The sequence below is a fragment of the Pseudomonas frederiksbergensis genome, from assembly GCF_900105495.1.
Taxonomy (GTDB): Bacteria; Pseudomonadota; Gammaproteobacteria; order Pseudomonadales; family Pseudomonadaceae; genus Aquipseudomonas; species Aquipseudomonas frederiksbergensis.
On sequence record NZ_FNTF01000002.1, the window covers coordinates 3,008,754 to 3,024,061 of the forward strand.

21 protein-coding genes and 1 tRNA gene are annotated in these 15,308 nt (G+C 56.2%); 9 read left to right on the forward strand and 13 right to left on the reverse strand.

The window, feature by feature from the left end:
* Window positions 1–69: 69 nt before the first annotated feature.
* The gene (locus BLW70_RS14100) at window positions 70–792 is read right to left on the reverse strand and encodes a 1-acylglycerol-3-phosphate O-acyltransferase (protein ID WP_074874868.1); all 723 of its coding nucleotides are present in this window, start codon (window positions 790–792) and stop codon (window positions 70–72) included.
* Between the two features lie 214 nt (window positions 793–1,006).
* Window positions 1,007–1,696 carry a crotonase/enoyl-CoA hydratase family protein gene (locus tag BLW70_RS14105; protein WP_074874870.1) on the reverse strand — a complete coding sequence of 230 codons (690 nt, stop codon included), beginning with the start codon at window positions 1,694–1,696 and terminating at the stop codon, window positions 1,007–1,009.
* A gap of 64 nt (window positions 1,697–1,760) precedes the next feature.
* On the opposite strand from BLW70_RS14105, the gene BLW70_RS30685 reads away from it, so the two are divergent.
* The 8 genes from BLW70_RS30685 (at window position 1,761) to BLW70_RS30690 (ending at window position 5,068) form a co-directional block, all read left to right on the forward strand.
* The gene (locus tag BLW70_RS30685) at window positions 1,761–1,910 is read left to right on the forward strand and encodes a hypothetical protein (RefSeq protein WP_156886736.1); all 150 of its coding nucleotides are present in this window, start codon (window positions 1,761–1,763) and stop codon (window positions 1,908–1,910) included.
* 93 nt (window positions 1,911–2,003) lie between these two features.
* Window positions 2,004–2,093 (forward strand) — tRNA-Ser (locus BLW70_RS14110).
* Between the two features lie 224 nt (window positions 2,094–2,317).
* Complete coding sequence (locus BLW70_RS31075) at window positions 2,318–2,536, forward strand: hypothetical protein (RefSeq protein ID WP_074874872.1); 219 nt, start codon at window positions 2,318–2,320, stop codon at window positions 2,534–2,536.
* Between the two features lie 607 nt (window positions 2,537–3,143).
* A complete protein-coding gene (locus tag BLW70_RS14125; RefSeq protein WP_074874876.1) occupies window positions 3,144–3,548 on the forward strand; it encodes a response regulator in 405 nt (134 codons plus the stop codon).
* 367 nt (window positions 3,549–3,915) lie between these two features.
* Window positions 3,916–4,107: a hypothetical protein gene (locus BLW70_RS14130; RefSeq protein WP_074874878.1), complete on the forward strand. Its 192-nt coding sequence runs from the start codon at window positions 3,916–3,918 to the stop codon at window positions 4,105–4,107.
* A 240-nt stretch (window positions 4,108–4,347) separates the two neighbouring features.
* Window positions 4,348–4,587, forward strand: a complete 240-nt coding sequence (locus BLW70_RS14135; RefSeq protein WP_074874880.1) for a DUF1652 domain-containing protein — start codon at window positions 4,348–4,350, stop codon at window positions 4,585–4,587.
* Between the two features lie 89 nt (window positions 4,588–4,676).
* The gene (locus BLW70_RS14140; RefSeq protein ID WP_074874882.1) at window positions 4,677–4,889 is read left to right on the forward strand and encodes a hypothetical protein; all 213 of its coding nucleotides are present in this window, start codon (window positions 4,677–4,679) and stop codon (window positions 4,887–4,889) included.
* A 26-nt stretch (window positions 4,890–4,915) separates the two neighbouring features.
* The gene (locus BLW70_RS30690; protein WP_159439162.1) at window positions 4,916–5,068 is read left to right on the forward strand and encodes a hypothetical protein; all 153 of its coding nucleotides are present in this window, start codon (window positions 4,916–4,918) and stop codon (window positions 5,066–5,068) included.
* On the opposite strand, the gene BLW70_RS14145 is transcribed toward BLW70_RS30690, so the two are convergent.
* The 8 genes from BLW70_RS14145 to BLW70_RS14180 form a co-directional block, all read right to left on the reverse strand.
* Complete coding sequence (locus BLW70_RS14145; RefSeq protein ID WP_074874884.1) at window positions 5,052–6,236, reverse strand: site-specific integrase; 1,185 nt, start codon at window positions 6,234–6,236, stop codon at window positions 5,052–5,054. The two genes, BLW70_RS30690 and BLW70_RS14145, sit on opposite strands and share 17 nt — an antisense overlap.
* A 269-nt stretch (window positions 6,237–6,505) precedes the next feature.
* Window positions 6,506–6,754, reverse strand: coding sequence for a hypothetical protein (locus tag BLW70_RS14150; protein ID WP_074874886.1), 249 nt, complete (start codon window positions 6,752–6,754; stop codon window positions 6,506–6,508).
* 66 nt (window positions 6,755–6,820) lie between these two features.
* Window positions 6,821–7,114: a hypothetical protein gene (locus tag BLW70_RS14155; protein ID WP_074874888.1), complete on the reverse strand. Its 294-nt coding sequence runs from the start codon at window positions 7,112–7,114 to the stop codon at window positions 6,821–6,823.
* 15 nt (window positions 7,115–7,129) lie between these two features.
* The gene (locus BLW70_RS14160; RefSeq protein WP_074874890.1) at window positions 7,130–9,928 is read right to left on the reverse strand and encodes a toprim domain-containing protein; all 2,799 of its coding nucleotides are present in this window, start codon (window positions 9,926–9,928) and stop codon (window positions 7,130–7,132) included.
* A 4-nt stretch (window positions 9,929–9,932) separates the two neighbouring features.
* Entirely contained in the window at window positions 9,933–10,166 is a 234-nt protein-coding gene (locus BLW70_RS14165; RefSeq protein ID WP_074874892.1) for a hypothetical protein, read from the reverse strand.
* 72 nt (window positions 10,167–10,238) lie between these two features.
* A complete protein-coding gene (locus tag BLW70_RS14170; RefSeq protein WP_074874894.1) occupies window positions 10,239–10,604 on the reverse strand; it encodes a hypothetical protein in 366 nt (121 codons plus the stop codon).
* Window positions 10,601–11,080, reverse strand: coding sequence for a YmfL family putative regulatory protein (locus BLW70_RS14175; RefSeq protein WP_328586412.1), 480 nt, complete (start codon window positions 11,078–11,080; stop codon window positions 10,601–10,603). Before BLW70_RS14175 ends, BLW70_RS14170 begins: the two co-directional genes overlap by 4 nt.
* Before the next feature lie 29 nt (window positions 11,081–11,109).
* On the reverse strand, window positions 11,110–11,322 hold the full coding sequence (locus tag BLW70_RS14180; protein WP_074874898.1) for a helix-turn-helix domain-containing protein: 213 nt from the start codon (window positions 11,320–11,322) through the stop codon (window positions 11,110–11,112).
* Between the two features lie 84 nt (window positions 11,323–11,406).
* Here BLW70_RS14180 and BLW70_RS14185 point away from each other — a divergent pair, with 84 nt between their 5' ends.
* Window positions 11,407–11,757, forward strand: a complete 351-nt coding sequence (locus BLW70_RS14185) for a helix-turn-helix domain-containing protein (protein ID WP_074874900.1) — start codon at window positions 11,407–11,409, stop codon at window positions 11,755–11,757.
* Between the two features lie 346 nt (window positions 11,758–12,103).
* Here BLW70_RS14185 and BLW70_RS14195 read toward each other — a convergent pair whose 3' ends face one another.
* The 3 genes from BLW70_RS14195 to BLW70_RS14205 form a co-directional block, all read right to left on the reverse strand.
* Window positions 12,104–12,361, reverse strand: a complete 258-nt coding sequence (locus tag BLW70_RS14195) for an ogr/Delta-like zinc finger family protein (protein ID WP_074874904.1) — start codon at window positions 12,359–12,361, stop codon at window positions 12,104–12,106.
* 65 nt (window positions 12,362–12,426) lie between these two features.
* Window positions 12,427–13,305, reverse strand: a complete 879-nt coding sequence (locus BLW70_RS14200) for a phage portal protein (RefSeq protein ID WP_083383371.1) — start codon at window positions 13,303–13,305, stop codon at window positions 12,427–12,429.
* The gene (locus BLW70_RS14205; RefSeq protein WP_074874908.1) at window positions 13,217–15,280 is read right to left on the reverse strand and encodes a terminase large subunit domain-containing protein; all 2,064 of its coding nucleotides are present in this window, start codon (window positions 15,278–15,280) and stop codon (window positions 13,217–13,219) included. Before BLW70_RS14205 ends, BLW70_RS14200 begins: the two co-directional genes overlap by 89 nt.
* Window positions 15,281–15,308 lie beyond the last annotated feature (28 nt).

The window sequence follows — 15,308 nt, forward strand, 5'->3', positions numbered from 1 at the left end:
AGTGAAATCTGTTGAGTTCGCAGGCAAAAGCTCGCAGGCAAAAGAAAACCCGCACCAGGCGGGTTTCTTTTAAGCGGCTTGCAGTTGCCGATCCATCGAAGCGATGCACTCGCGCATCTGCTCGCGGCACTGAGCAATCAGCAGCGGCATATCGTCCAGGTTCAATCCAGCCGTAGGAATCGCCGGTAACGAGCGGATCAGAATCTTCCCACTGCGCCAACGGTTCAATCGCATGTGTTTAACGTAACTGCTGACACACACCGGAACTATCGGCACACCGGCGGCAATGGCCATCTGAAAGGCGCCTTTCTTGAACGGCAGCAACTCTTCACCCAGGTTGCGCGTGCCTTCCGGGAAGACCCAGATCGAAGTGTCTTCATTCTGCAGCGTGTGAGTCGTGGTCAGCATCGACTGGCGCGCTTTCTGCGCATTGCCGCGATCGATCAGCACATTGCCCGCCAGCCAGAACAACTGACCGAACAGCGGCACCCACTTCAGACTCTTCTTGCCGATACATACGGTGCGGCGGGGCACCACGTTACCGAACACAAACAGATCGTAGTTGGACTGGTGGTTGGCGATGATCACGCAGCTGTCGGGCTTATCCAGCAGCGGTCCGACCTCGGCCTTCACCCGCAAACGCAAAATGCACATCGCCGGCCATGCATAAAGGCGCGCGCACAATCGGCTGTTGTCCGGGTTGAACGGTCGGCACAGGCCGAGAATTACCCCAAGCACACCGGCCAGAATAAAGTGCAGGCCCATCAATAACATACGAAACACAAACAACATTTACAGGCCCCACCGGGACAAAAGGTGGCGCAGTGTACGGATGTGCACTGTTTTCGGCAATTGCCACTATAGAGGTAGGAGATAGGCGATGTTTGAGCGCATGTTTCCGACTTGTGGGTCAGATGCGATCTAGAGCGGTTGTCGGCTTTTCAACGGAGCACGTAAGAAAAAGCCCGACACGACGGTCGGGCTTTTCGGTGCGGCACGTTTGGGTTTAAACCGAAAAATCCTGATCCAGGATAATCGCGTTGTCCAGCCTCTCCAGCAGCGCCTTGCGCACTTTTAGCTTGGTGTTCTTGTGAGCGATCATGTTGATCTTCTTCAACTGACGAGCTGCCGCCAGCGCCGCGCCTTGCAGCTCTTCGGCCGATACCACCAGGTCAAAGAACCCGGCATCCACGGCACTTTGCGGATTAAACATCTCAGCGTTGATCACCGCGCGGTGGAACGCCGACTTGCGCAGACGATCACGCGCCAGCTCGATACCGGCGTGGTGCATGGTCATGCCGATCTGCACTTCGTTCAAACCAATGGTGAACGGGCCGTCGACACCAATGCGGTAATCCACCGACAACAGCAGGAACGCGCCCTTGGCCACCGCATGCCCAGGGCACGCGACGATCACCGGGAACGGGTGCGACAACAGACGACGAGCCAGGGTCGAACCGGCAGTCACCAGCGCCACGGCTTCTTTAGGGCCGGAGGTCATCACCTTCAAGTCATAACCGCCCGACAGCATCCCCGGCGTACCGGTAATGATCACCACCGCACGATCAGTCACCGCCTGATCCAGCGCAGCGTTAAACGCAGCAATCACGTCCGGAGAGATGGCATTGACCTTGCCATTGCTCAAGGTCAGGGTCGCGATACCGTCTTCGAGATGGTAGGAAATCAACTCACTCATGACGCTATTCCTTTCAATAAAGTAGCGCAGACGTTACCCACCGCCGCAGGCCAGGTAAAGCGCCATGACTGACCGCCCAGTCACCCTTTCCCCGCCCGGCAAGCGTGGCCCGCCACGCCAACCGCGCATTCCCCTCTATATAGAGGAAGTCGCGAAGCCGGAGATTGGCGGGTTTGCCATGGACTGGAACCTGCTCGAACGACTGAAACGCTAAGCGCATGAAAATTCTGCAAAAAAAGTTTGCCATCGGAAAAGCTTTCGACTACATTAGCGCGCCTCGACAGACAGAACTTGTTTGACGAGATACGGTGAAGTGTCCGAGTGGCTTAAGGAGCACGCCTGGAAAGTGTGTATACAAGAAATTGTATCGAGAGTTCGAATCTCTCCTTCACCGCCAAATTTGTAAAACACAAACCCCTGATTTTCCTAGAGAAAGTCGGGGGTTTGTGGTTTTTGGCGTCTAAAAAAAGCCCATATGGGACTGATATGGGACTGGCGCCCTGTTATGGTGCGTAAAGCAGGGGGAAAGGCAGATGGAGTCAAACTCCAGCTCTTGCGCCAGAAAGCTGTGCTGGGCCGGGTGAGCTAGGCTTGTCGCACCACTCATCAAGGATGACCGCCATGCTAGATAACTCAGACTGCAAGATTGCCGCTGCAGACGCTCTGACATTGCTCCTGCACAACCAACACGCCTTGGGCGCTGCGATAGAGGAGATCACTAAGTGGCTTTCAGAGAATGGTGTAGAGAATGTTGCTGTTAACGCAGCAGCGGCTATGGAAACTTTGGACACCAATGTGAAAGATGTTACAGCTGCGATTATGCGACTAAGGCAGTCCTAGGGAACTGCACCAGGCTCTGCCAATGCAAATAATTGGCCGCTGAGGCCGCTTCATACTCATGATGTATTTCTAACGCTTTCGCCAAAAACTCTTCCTGCCGATTCATAGGATCATCCTGCATCAGACAAGAAGTATTGATTCATTTGGCGATCTCAGCCAGCGAGAGAGTCGTCTTCAGAGTCTGCAACCTGAATCTTTGCGGTAGGTGCATTCATAAAGGCATCCCAGCTTTTATAGGCGTCGTGCTGCCTCCTGCTGGCAAAATCCCAGTCTGGACCCGATACACATTTGGATGTGACCAACGTCATCATTCCCATCGTAGCGGCGTCGAGCTCTAATAGGAGATCGTGTGATTTGATCCTGAAGTCTTCGATTGATGCCATCAGATTTGCCTCGGAGCGGAGTTCGCCGCCATTAAGAAACAACTGCCCATCGGGCGGTGGAGTGCGGAGGCGCGAGATAATTCATACCGTCTGACCGCTGGTCCGTGTTGCTCGAATACTTCCCCCTCCAGCCATGCCAAAAACTCGCTTTCACATTGCAGTGGTCAAAAGGCGCTTACACTGAACCGTCAACCCATAAGCACTTTGGAGAAGGAATCTCGCAAGTGAGCGTTCGTTTAGATGAACAATTGCCTGCAACCGGGCACGTAATCGTCATTGAGGACGATTCGGTGGTGCGGATGCTGTTTGAAGAAACTCTTGCTGAGCTTGGTTTTTCATCAGCAACTTTCGACAACGCTGCCTCAGCTTTGACCCACCTCCTGAGAATCAAAGGTGAGTGCATCTTGATCATCGCGGATCAGGGACTTCCGGGAGGAATCCAGGGATCTGAATTCATCCGCCTAGCAAAAGAACAATGGCCATTGATTCCGTCGATTCTCACTTCTGGCTATGTCGTCGAAGAACAGCTGATCCCGCCCTCGACGATTTTTCTGCATAAACCTTACACGCTCAATCAATTAGAAATGACCATCGTTGCTGTTCTCCAACAGCAACGTCCACTGGTGTAAAAGTGAGGGATGTTCCCATCACTTGCTCGATGACCGCTTTGGGGCCAGGCTGTGTGAAATCGTTTTAGAGCAGTTTTGACAGTCAGAACTGGAAGGAAAATCGCGCTCCTGCGCAAATTTCAGGCCTGCTGATTAACCAAACGCCAGCAGATTTTACGTAGCAACGCAGACTTCAAAACGGCGCATGCGTTTCACACAGCCTGAGTCGATTGCGGCCTTTGACGACAGGTAGATAGAACGCCTATTGATCGGACCGGGAATGCGTTACCTCTAACCGGATCAGCTTTCGCCAGAAAAGGAACCCCTGCCGGCTTGGCCAATGCGCTACGCTGGACTAGTCATTACGGTCCAATCACAAGGAGCAGGTATGCAGTTGCATGAAGCGGTTGAGTTGAAAGAAGCGTATTCGGTGAGCAACGCCAATACAGCGATTCAAGAAGGCTGGAAATTATTGGCCGTTGCCCCCGGCGCGAATGGCGTGACCTATGTCCTAGGCAAACCGAAGGAAGTCGCTCAAATGCTGCATAACAGCCCTCGGCATGACGCGCCGCGCAGGTAATCCCGTCAGGTGCGCATAACGCCACTTATGTTCAAAAGGCCCTCACACCTTGCCCAGGTGTGGGGGCCTTTTTGTTGCAGCGCGGAATCCACAAGCCCCTAGACTGGTTGACCAGAACCCCGGCGCCCACAGATACGAAAGGCAGTCGATGCAATTGGTCGTAATTGCCCTACTGCCCTGAAGCAGGGTGTCTATTATTAATAAGCAGAAATCAGTCACCCTGACTCTGAGGACGAAGTCATGATTTCCATGCTAGAGCTTCGCCATATCATTGAATGTGGATTTCTTCCTCTCTCATGCTCCTGCACTGCCAATCCCGATGGATCGCTCATGATCAAGGTGTTTGATCCGTCGTCCGGACAAGTTGAATTGTTGGTCACCGCCATTACGACGGAGACGCTCACGTCCAGTCGAGCGATTGCGGAGCTCATCGCGGAATTACGAGGTGAAATGCTCAATAGGCATACGACGATTGCGTAAGGACAAACAGAGTTTCACCCGCTCCGAAGCTACCGTCAGCTCAGGGGCGGGGTGTCTATCCAACGAGTTCATCGCTTTCGAGGGCCAAGATGACCGTGGAAAAATTCAATGAGGACCTGCTGAAGGCCCGTATGGAACTGAAGACCGCTATGACCGATGTCATGGATCTGGTCAACTCTAAAAAAACGTTCGGTGGTGAATGGAAAGCCGCAGTTGAGCGGGAGCGTAAAGCGCACGAGACGATGCGGTGCTTGCTTGACAGCCCTTTAGCTTCCCGAATAGATCTCCAACTGAAAAAGTGAGTGCATTTGAAGACTCGAGTAATGCGATGTGGACCCTATCGATGCGCCTGGGCAGTCCCTCGGCGCAGCTGGTGCCGGGGCGCTCCCGACATGAGCCGTTGCGCACCTGGGCAAGCTTGACGGCAGTGGGGCGCTTCGCCGAAACCGTGGACATCTCCGAATTCAGTGTGGAGTTGTGACTGGTGAAAGCTTCAATGCCATTTGCAACATCCCCACCACATCCGGTCCGTCCTCATTGATCCACGTCCCATAGTGCTGGCGGATCATATTCCCGTTGGTGTGTCCCATTTGTTCTGCAATCCAGTCGATCGACGCAACACCGGTGGTCAGCAACTGACTGGCGTATGTGTGCCGGCACTGGCCAGGCCCCCTATACCGAACCCCGGCCGCGAGCAAGTGAGCCTTGAAGAACCGGTCTCGGACCACGAAATCGTTGACGTGCGGTAGGCCGCTCTTGGTGTTCAAAAAAACAAAATGCAGCTTGTGTTGCCGTACCGTCTTGTTGTCCCGCTCGACGATATCAATGGTTTCCGCTTTCCTTTTTCGGTTGAGCGCATCGATCTTTTGCAGTGCGTCCCAGGCGGGTGCAAGTAGGCGGACCCTACGCGTCGATCGCCGGGTTTTCGTCACTCGGTAAGCCCCGCGCACCTTGGATCTGCGGAAGGTCACCGTGCCTTGCTCCAGGTCGACATCCTCCCAGGCGAGGGCGATGGTCTCGGATACCCGGGGCCCGGCCCACATCATGAACTGAACCATCAACAGCTCTTGCGTGCGGCTGGTCGGAGTTTCCAGGATCTGTTTGATTTCGGCCCGGGTGAACGGGTCCGGTGCCTCGGGATCTGGCAGGCGCACCATTAAGCCTTCGGTGGGGTCATGCGCAACTTTCATCCTGGTGCGGTACAGCCTGAACACCTGCCGCACGTTGCTGATGATGTCGCGGATGGTCTTGTTCTTGAGCGTTTTCGACAGGGTGCCCTGGATCCACTCCTGTAGGTCCAGGTGATCGATCTTATTGATCTGTACCTTCCCCCAGCGCGGCCGCACATGAACCTCTGCCTTGTTTGCATAGCCTCGATAGCTCGAGGCGGCCACGCTGTTGGCCTTGATCTTTAACCACAGGTCCAGGTAGTGACCGAAGGTGTTTTCGACCAGCTTGGCCGAGTTGGGGAAGTGCCGCGCGTAATCAAAGGTGCCGGTCTGGATCTCGTATTCGATGATGTCGACCAGGCGCCTTGCCTGGGCCACGATGGCCGGCGTATTGCCTCCCGGGATTGCTTCCCGGCACTTTTCCCCATTGTGTTGAAAATAGATTCTCACGGAATTACCGCGAGCTTCGACCCCACTCATGTAAACCCCTAACGCTGTGCTTGTGTATCGACAGTCTGACGATCGGAAACAAAAAGGCCCGTTTCCGGGCCAAGTATCTGGAAGCGCATCTTCTGGTGGACGCGGCTTATGGCTTGGGCTTGTGGTTGCGCAGATGGGCATTCAGCTGCTGGCGCCGCCGGCTGCATTTAAGATGGTTGCTCTGGGCGCGCCACTTGCCGCACTGGTCGCAAACGCTGGTGTAATCAATGTTCCAGGGAAAGCGCCGTACTGGTGTTACTGCAGGGTTATTAGACATTGCGCGATCCACCCCGGGTTGCGGGGTTGGCGAGCAGTTGGGTCACCACGGCGGCATCCGTTTCGCTCAGTTCACCCAGGGTGCTGGCCATCTGGCTGAGGCTTTCGAGGTGCGTTCGTGATTCAAGGGTTTTGTGCACCAGGTAGCCAATGACGGCCGCGCCGATGATCGCGGTGGCCACTAGGTGCCGCGCCGGTGTGGTAGCCTTCGAGCCGCTGCTGCTTTGGTTCTGTGCTTGCATGGTATAGCCCTCGGTGGTGGTTAGGTGTCGGGGAGGTGCAACTCCTCGGCACTGCTTCTTTTACGGTCAGTCCTTACGGGCCAGATGGATCACCAGGCCGTCAAAATCCGGCTCATGTTCAACACATGATTGCCATTCCAGAACCCTCAAAATCTGTTGCCCGCTGCAGTCGTCCACCAGGATTTCGCGCTGGCCACCTGCTGCCCGGACTTCCAGGATCTCCAGCAAGCCATCCTCCCCATAAGCACCTGCCTGGATGATCGGCGCACTTTGTCCTGTGAAGTCCAATCGGTCCTGCACTGATTGGAGCTTGCTAGTTTTGCCGTCGCCGGCATTGCCCATAAACACTTGAATCTGCATCGGTCTTGCTCTCCTTTACGCTTTGAATGTCCAGCACTTCACTGTCGTCGGCCGGGGTTGTGAACAGGGGTTGCGGTTGTTGAACGCGGCGCGTACGGCGCTATGCACGGCCTTGTTGCTATCCAGGAACTTGCGGGAACGGGACTCTTTGAGCAGATCGCGCAACGTGGCCACGTCGGCCAGCTTCTGTTTGTGTTCGGCGGCGCGCTCGCAGAATTCGTTGAGGTTGATGGCTATCACGGTCGGATCACTGCTGTGGTCAACTACCGGATCTTCACTCAAGGATTCGAGGTAGTCGTAGACCTCCCAAAACTCGGCAACGGCCGCATGGTCGGAGCTGATTGAGGCTTGGCGCTCGATGGCCATCCGTACGATCTGGCGCTGGGTGGCGGCGACTTGGGGATCACTCAGTTTCAGGACCAAGCGAAGGCCGTCCAGTAGCGAGAGCAATTGAGCGTGGTTCTTGCTAATGCGCTCCACACGGATGTAGCCGCGAAGGTCATAACCGCAACTGCTGCAGTTGCCCTGGTCGCTGTTGTAGGCCGTGCTGCAGGCAAAGCAATGGGTGTGCAGACGGCGCAGCTTCGCCTCGTGTTCGGGCATCCGCTGGGCGAACAGATCAAGCACCGCGGATTCTTTACCCACGGCACGCAACAGGAAGTGGCTGAGGGTGCCGCCCTCCAACGCGTTCAACTGATCCGCTGCAGCACGGCTTTCCGGTGTGACGATCGGGCGCACAAAGTGCAGTTTTACGATGCGCGTCATGATCGCTTCGTGGGCGACCACGGCCGCGTTCTGACTGATAGCGATCGTTCCCCTGAATGGGGGTTCGTACGTCTCGTTGCCGGCCGTCTTGACGCCTTTCGTAGCCAGAGTGCCGCCGCCATAGAAGTCTTTCAGCTCATCCCATTCAAAGGTTTTAGCGTGTGCCCGATCATCGCTGTGGCGATCGGCTTCTAGGAATACGACCGGCATGCCGGAGACTTGGCCCATCAGGCGAGAACGCCCGGCCTTGGTGGATTTCATAGGGTCGAATCCTTCATAACCTTCGCGGCCGAGTAGTTTCCACAGCAGGTTCAGCAGGGTAGTTTTGCCGGCGCCGGCCTCACCGGTGGCTTCCAGGAACGGAAATGACTGGTAGCGAGCCCGGATCTGTTCACAAAAAAGCGAACCGAAAAAGAACACCAAGGCAACGAAGCCTTGGGCGCCGAAGCAGGTCCACAACAGCTGCACCCACTTCTCGTCAAAGCCCTTTGCTTCGCGCTGCAGCTTGATGGGCACGCCTTTCTGCAGGGTTTTCAGGCGCAGCTTGCCGAACTCGAAATAGTCTTCGCTGTTGACCTTATAGGTGGTGCCGTCCTTGATCGCGATATCGCCGTAGACGTAGCAGACGTACTCCTTGCTGTAGCCCACGTAGTCGATCGTCGAAACGGTTTTGATGCCGAACAGTTGGTCTTTCATGAGCTTGTCGAGCTGCTGGCCACTGCCTGTAAACATGGCGCCTGCCGCCATGCCGAGCAGCCGCTTTTTGAATTCGCTCGCGGCCGACAGTTGGCCGCTGGTGAAGGTGTTTTTCACGCTTTCGGAGTCGTGAGGGAAGTCCACGCGCAGGTAGTACCAGGATTCGTCCGTTACCTCGTTGCGCTGGAAATACAAGGCTTGCGGGTAGCAGTTAGCAATTTCCACGACGCTGCCGGACTGCTGCAGCGCCTTTTCGCGCTGTTGTGCCTGATTGAGCAACTGGTCGTCGTGGTTTTCGCTGTCCTCGATGTCGGACATGGCCCGGTTGAATTTCTCCATGTCCAACTTGAACCAATACAGGCGGCTCCCAAAGCCCAGGTGAAATTCCCCACGCTTGTTCCAGTCGTACATGAGCAGGGCTTTTTCCGCAGCGCTCTCTGCCAGCAGCAAGGCTCCCTGGTGGCGGGCTTGTTTGAGGTCGGTAGCGATCTGTTCGGCACGCTTGGTGTCGTCCTGGATGAAGCTCCAGCGCTGATGGAGATCGTTCCAATCAGCCTTACGGCCATCGCGTTGCGGGATCTGCGCTGACTCACAGACGAAGCCCAGGGCACGGGCTTCGCGTACCCAGCGCCGGGTATACGCGTTGGCGCTCGGCTCGTTATCAAGCGCCCATACCAACTTGGGCAGCTTCCCTCCCTCGCGGGTTTTAACCAATGCCTTGAGCGAGTCCCCAGGAAACGCGTTAGACGACATGGCTGATACGGCCGCGATGTCGTTGTGCAGCAGGGCGATGGCGTCGAAGATCCCTTCAACGATCCAGATTTCCTTAGCTTCAAGAAGGTCGACGCAAGGCGGGCACCACCAGACGCCGCGATAACTGTCCTTGGATTTGAAGCGGGCCTTCATCTTGCCGAAACGATGCGGCTGATCGATCAGCCGTTCCCACCAGCCGCCTTTTTCCAAGGCAAAGCGCACAGTGGCGCTGCCGGCGTTGTGTTCAGCAGAGTAGAAACTTTCCTGAGTGAACCAACCCTGGATCAGCTCAAACCGAAAGCCTCGTGCGAACTCCAGGTAGGCACGCGCAGTGGCGTTGGGGTGCTGGTCTGTAGCCGGCGCACGCTTGCTCCAGTCTTCAAACAGATCGTCGTACAGCTCTTTAACGTGCAGGGTGTGGCCACATTTTTCAGGGCGACCACAGATCACCATCCATGGTGTATCGAACCGGGAATACAGCTCTTTCTTCTTGCACTTGGGGCAGGTGCCGCCGCGCATGTAGTCGGTGCCCGTGCGGTGCTTGAGTCCGAAGTCGGACTGGAGGCGTTGCAACACGTCGTGGCGAAGATCTTCTTTCATGGGGTTACTTCACTGCTTTGAGGCTGTGGGACAGGGCTGCCATAAGGCGTTTTTGCGCAGCCATCACCGGAATGTGGGCGAGAATTGCGCCGTGGCGCAGGCCGTCCGCAACAAGGCGGAACTGATCGGCATACCAGTGTTCGTTGAGGCTCAAGCGATACTGTTCACGCAGGTTGGCCAACAATGCTTCGGCCTCTGCGGGGGGCAGTTGAGTGGTGACAATTACGGCGTTTGCCATCGTTAAACCTCGATTTCGGGCGCAGCTCACCCAAACCCACGGAGGTGGGACAGGCGGTTTATTGGTTGGGAGTTACGGTGCGACTACGCGGAAACGACCGTTGTCCGGTGCGTTGAGAATGCGTTCGTAAATCAGACTGACCGGAACTGCCCAGGCATTGCCTGTGGCGGGGTCGATGATGACGGTGTGCGTCGACGTGCTGCTGACGATGTCCAGGCGCTGCCGATCTCGGACGGCGGACATATCGCTGCAGGCTAAATGCACCAGTTTTTCAGCTGTCTGTGTCAGCACGTCATAGTCGCTGACCAAGTGCTGCACGGCGCGGTCGAACAACTGTTGATCGTCGCCTAGGTGTTCGCAGTGGTGGCGTTCCAAGAACACAAGCGCTGCGGCTTTGAGTACGTCTTGATATTCCTGTCCTGCAGGCAACTGAGTCATTTGGATTTCCCCGCCTGCGACGCGTGCAGTTGGATGACGGCAAGAACCTCGGCGTGCCGGGCCGCCAGGTGCAAGGTGTCTGCATGGAGGATGGCTTCGGCCTCGGTGTCGTTGATGATTCCATCTTTCAGTGCCTCGGCAATGAGGTGGTCAACGGTGCCCTTTTTAGCGGCGGCGTGGACGCATCGGGCATACATCTCGACGTTGTCCAGTGACTCAGGTTCGGCTACGGGAACAAACATGCCGCCATACATGGCAGCGACGTATTCGGGTAAAAAGGTCGTACCTGTCTCGAGTTCGAGCTGATAGATCTGAGCGTCTGTCAGTGGACGACTGTTGTTGTTCTCGTAGGCGTGGTTATCGAACTTTTTGAGTGACAGACCGATTCGAACTGCCGCACATTCACGTCCACCTGGGTAGGCGCAAATAATTGCACTGACTACCTGTCGCCGAGTTTTTAGAACTGAGTTCTTCATCTTCTGCTTTTCCCTGTAGTCCACTGCCATTACTGTTCGATCACGCCGTCTTTGATGCCAAGTAGTACGGCGGCGCGATGTGCCTCCCCACGGCGACAATGGCTTTGTCCACTCAGCACCGCGTAAATGGTGCTGGGATTCAGGTTGTGCAATTCAGCAAAGTTCTTCGCGGTCTGGCCGCGCTTTTCTAAAGCTTCACGCGCTTGTTGCCGAGCTTGCTCGGTGATGCTTGTGTTGGGCATAGTGCAATTCCTTGCGTTTTCGTGTGATGACAGACGCAGGATGTGGCAAAAAACTGCCATTGTAAATATGCGAGTGGAAAAATATTGACTCTTTCTGAAGAGATTGGCGCCCGTCTCCGACAATTGCGCGCTCAAGCTGGGCTGACGCAAGATCAGCTAGCCGAGAAACTTGGCGTCTCAAAACGCACTCAAGGGAATTACGAATCTGGTGCAAGCGATGCTCCAGCGTCTTACCTGAGTCTGGCTGCTCGCGAGCTGGGTTTTGACGTGGCTTTTATCATCAATGGGGTCCGCACCACGCTAACTAATGAGGCACTTTCCGAAGTTGAGGACTGCTTGATTACCCAATATAGGAGCATCACACCGGGCGACCAGGAAGCGATCCGTAGATTTCTGAAAGCGATGGCCGATGATGCTGCTCGACAGCAGAATTAACTTGTAACAAAGCATGCGCAGTATTCGTCGTCCCCTCGTTCCAAAGCCAGATCCCGCCCCGATAACGCCGATTCAGCAATGCAGTTTATGGAGTAGTAAGCATGTTGGATCGCACAGCAGTCGAAGAACGGCTGAACGAAATGGTTGAGCTTGAAAGGTCGCCATTGACGAAAACCGAACGTCGCCTGATCTGTTATTACCGGCAATTGGCCGAAGGGGAACAGCGTCAACTAAAGCGATTGGCCGAGGTCCTGGTCATTAATCCAGAGAGGTCGTCTGGATGTTGATAGGCCGTTCATAATTTAGAGATTAAGTCGCCGACTCCATTGGAGCGGCGACCTGCATTTTACGCAACGGCTTGTGACCCGAGCTGTTCGAACAGTTCCCGCTGTTTCGCCTTGGGCATTTCCCTCAAATGATCGAACAACATCCTTTCGAATGACTGAGCCGACGGACTGAGCGTGTGCGAAAACGTCAGGTTCGCCACCCAGGTGTGCCCGCACTTTGCGTCCAGGCACTGGCAGTAAAGCTTTGCGAAATCCGTGGATAGCTTTTCGCGTGAAGCGATCCGTCCCTTGTGTCCGCATTTGCATTCAACTCGCATTGTGTCCCTCCCCAGGGCAGCCAATCGCCACTAGTTTGCCACAATATGTAGTGCCATTCTCTTAGCTAGGTACTGGGTGTGGTGGAATCAACTGCTTCTTCTTGTTTTCTCCAGGTGAATCGCCTGTCTTCGCGCAACGTGTCATTCAGCTGGTTGAACAGCTGGCAGATCGGCCGAATCTCGTTACTGGTGTACACGCGATCGATCTTTTCGATATCGCCAAAGCCAGCGTTGTTTTCCGGAATGATGCCGGCCAACGCGGGGTTCATACGCCACGCGGCGATCACGTCGTTGCGGGTGATGTTCTTGACCTTCTCCAGCTCGTCCTTGGCCTGAAAGTCACCGACGGGGATGATCTGGATTGCCTTTTCGGCGCCGCCCGGGATGTTCACGAACATCGATCGGAAGTTACCCACACCCTTGCTCGCGCTGATTTGATCGCGTAGGGACTCCTCGTCTTCCTCGGTCAGGTTCGGATCGTTGGTGTAGAAGATGTAACCGGCGTGCGCGCCGTTGCTGTAGTAGCGGCGGCGGAAGAGGGTAGCGGCCTCATTGAGTAACAGCGCCTGCATACCGCCCAGGTAGTCGGGCACGCCGTAAATGTTCTGCTCCACGTCGTAGTTCATTACATGCTCGACTTCATGCTCTTCGAACTCCACCTCCTTGCCGTCCGGCAACAGCATCACAAACCCGCCACCAACCCTGACCCGCATGTTGATTGCCGGTAGATGTTCCATTTCCAGTACTTGGCCGAAGGCGTTCCGGTTGCGTTGAAAGTACGCCTCGCCAAACACCATGAAATCCAAGCCGGCACGGCTCATGGTCTGAACCGAACAACCCTCTGAAGCAATGAACTCACGCAGCAGTAAGTTGCGCTTGAACCCGGGAATGGCGCCGTGGTGAGCGTTGGCGCGCAGCAGCTTGGCCAGGCCTTGGCGTGACACCGGCGGCGTGTAGGTCTTTCCGTCGTGGGTGGCGAATACGCCCAGGTAATGCCCGATGTTCTCGGTCAGGACCTGTTCCGGTGCACCGAATGAGAACGCCCGCATCGGACCTGGTGCTGGTTTTTGCGGCTGGTTTTTTGCTGGTTTGCCCATGGGTACTTGGTCCGCTGAGTGTGTAGCGGCTGCGCCGCTGTTTGTTGGTGTTGAGGGGTTCGTGGGCCAGGGCATGCATGATCGCCCAGGCGATGTCGGCATGACCGGAGGCGTCGGTGCGCGATGCGCTGTAGGTGACTTGGCCACCACCGGTGGTGCCACGCTTGATCGTCAAGAACGCTTGAGCAATGTCGTTCCAGCCGGCGTCCCACTCGATGCGGCTGCCCTGAATCGTGTCCTGCGCCTTGAGCACCAGGGTGTTTTTGGTTTCGAGGCTGTAGTGGATCGAGGTCGCACGCGGGTAGAAATCGCGCACCAGGTCGAACACGCCGTAACCGATACCGGTGGTATCGATGCCGATGTGCTGGACGTTGAACCGCTCGGTGAGTTTCTTGACCTGTTCGGCCTGGTACTTGAACGACTGCCCACGCCAGCTGTGTTTCTCCAGGATCCGGAACTTGCCGCCGTCCTCGAGCGGCGGAGCGATGACCACGCAGCTGGCGTCGTCGCGGGTGCGGCTCGGGTCGTAGCCAATCCACACCGGGCTGTTACCGAATGGACGCGGGTCGTCCGGGTCGTAGTCGGTCCACAACGACAGGTCGGAGTAGCAGCGTTCGAGGTCGACCAGGGAGAAGGCACTTTGCGTGCTGTCGATGAATTTGCACATGAACAGCTGCTGAAATTTGTCCTCGTCGTACTCCAGCTGCAGCTGCTCGAGGTCGAACAGATCGCAGCCGCCGGCAATGGCGTCGAGGATGGTGATGACCTTGCGCCATTGGCCATCCGGACACAGCGTGCCGGCCGCGGCTTGGGCTTCGCTGGGCCACGGATCCTTGGCGTTTTTGCGTTTGCTGTTGCGGAATTTCTCGCCGGTCCAGAACGGGTACGCCTGGTGCGATACCGCGCTGGGGGTGGAAAAATAAGTCTTGCGCCACTTCTTGTGGGTGGCCATGGCACTGGCGACGGTGTTCAGCTTCTCGAAGTCGCGGATCCAGAAGTACTCGTCAACATAGACGTGGCCATGGTGCCCCTGGGCAGTGCTGCTGTTGGTGCTGAGAAAGCGCAGCTCGGCCCACGGCTTGCCGTCCTTGCTCAGCACGATCGGGTTACCGGTCAGCTCCAGGCCAAACCATTCCTGAGCGAACGAGATGATGTAGCTGCGGAAAATCTCGGACTGGGCGCGGCTGGCCGACAGGAAAATCTGGTTGTCGCCGGTCAGCACGGCATCCATGAATGCTTCGCCGGCGAAGTAGTAGGTCAGGCCCACCTGGCGGCTTTTGAGGATGTTGCGGATCCGACTCGTCAGCGGGTTCTGTTTGGCGGCAAACAGCTCCTTCTGGTAGCCGTACATCTTGCTGATGAACTTGTCGAGAAAGTCCACTTCCGTCAGCTCGCCGACTTCGTTTTTGGCTTTCTTCTCGCGTTTCTTACCTCCCTTGTCGCCGCGATCGCCTCGGTCCCGGCGTTCGTTGCGCTGTCCTTCTCTGCGCTGGCCATCGTCCGCCGGCGGATCGCCGATCGGCGCCGACGCCGGTTTCACGGATTGCTTCAACAGGCGATCGCGAACGGTGGTCAGGCGATCGAGTTCATCCAGATCGCCCTTGGTGAGCGACGTGGTTTTGTCGAGGAGGAGGGTGATTCTCCGGCCAACAGCGGTCAGCGGTTCTTCATCCGACAGCATGTCGTCCCACTCACCCTGGCGGATCCAGTAGTAAATGATTCGGATGTTGGGCAGGGACAATTGCGCCTGAATTTCACGCGGCTTGCAGCGGCGTAAATAGAGGCGTTTGGCGGCTTCTTTTAGTTCGGGGGCGTATGGCATGGCCGCAGTCTATGCGGCGAAAACGCTG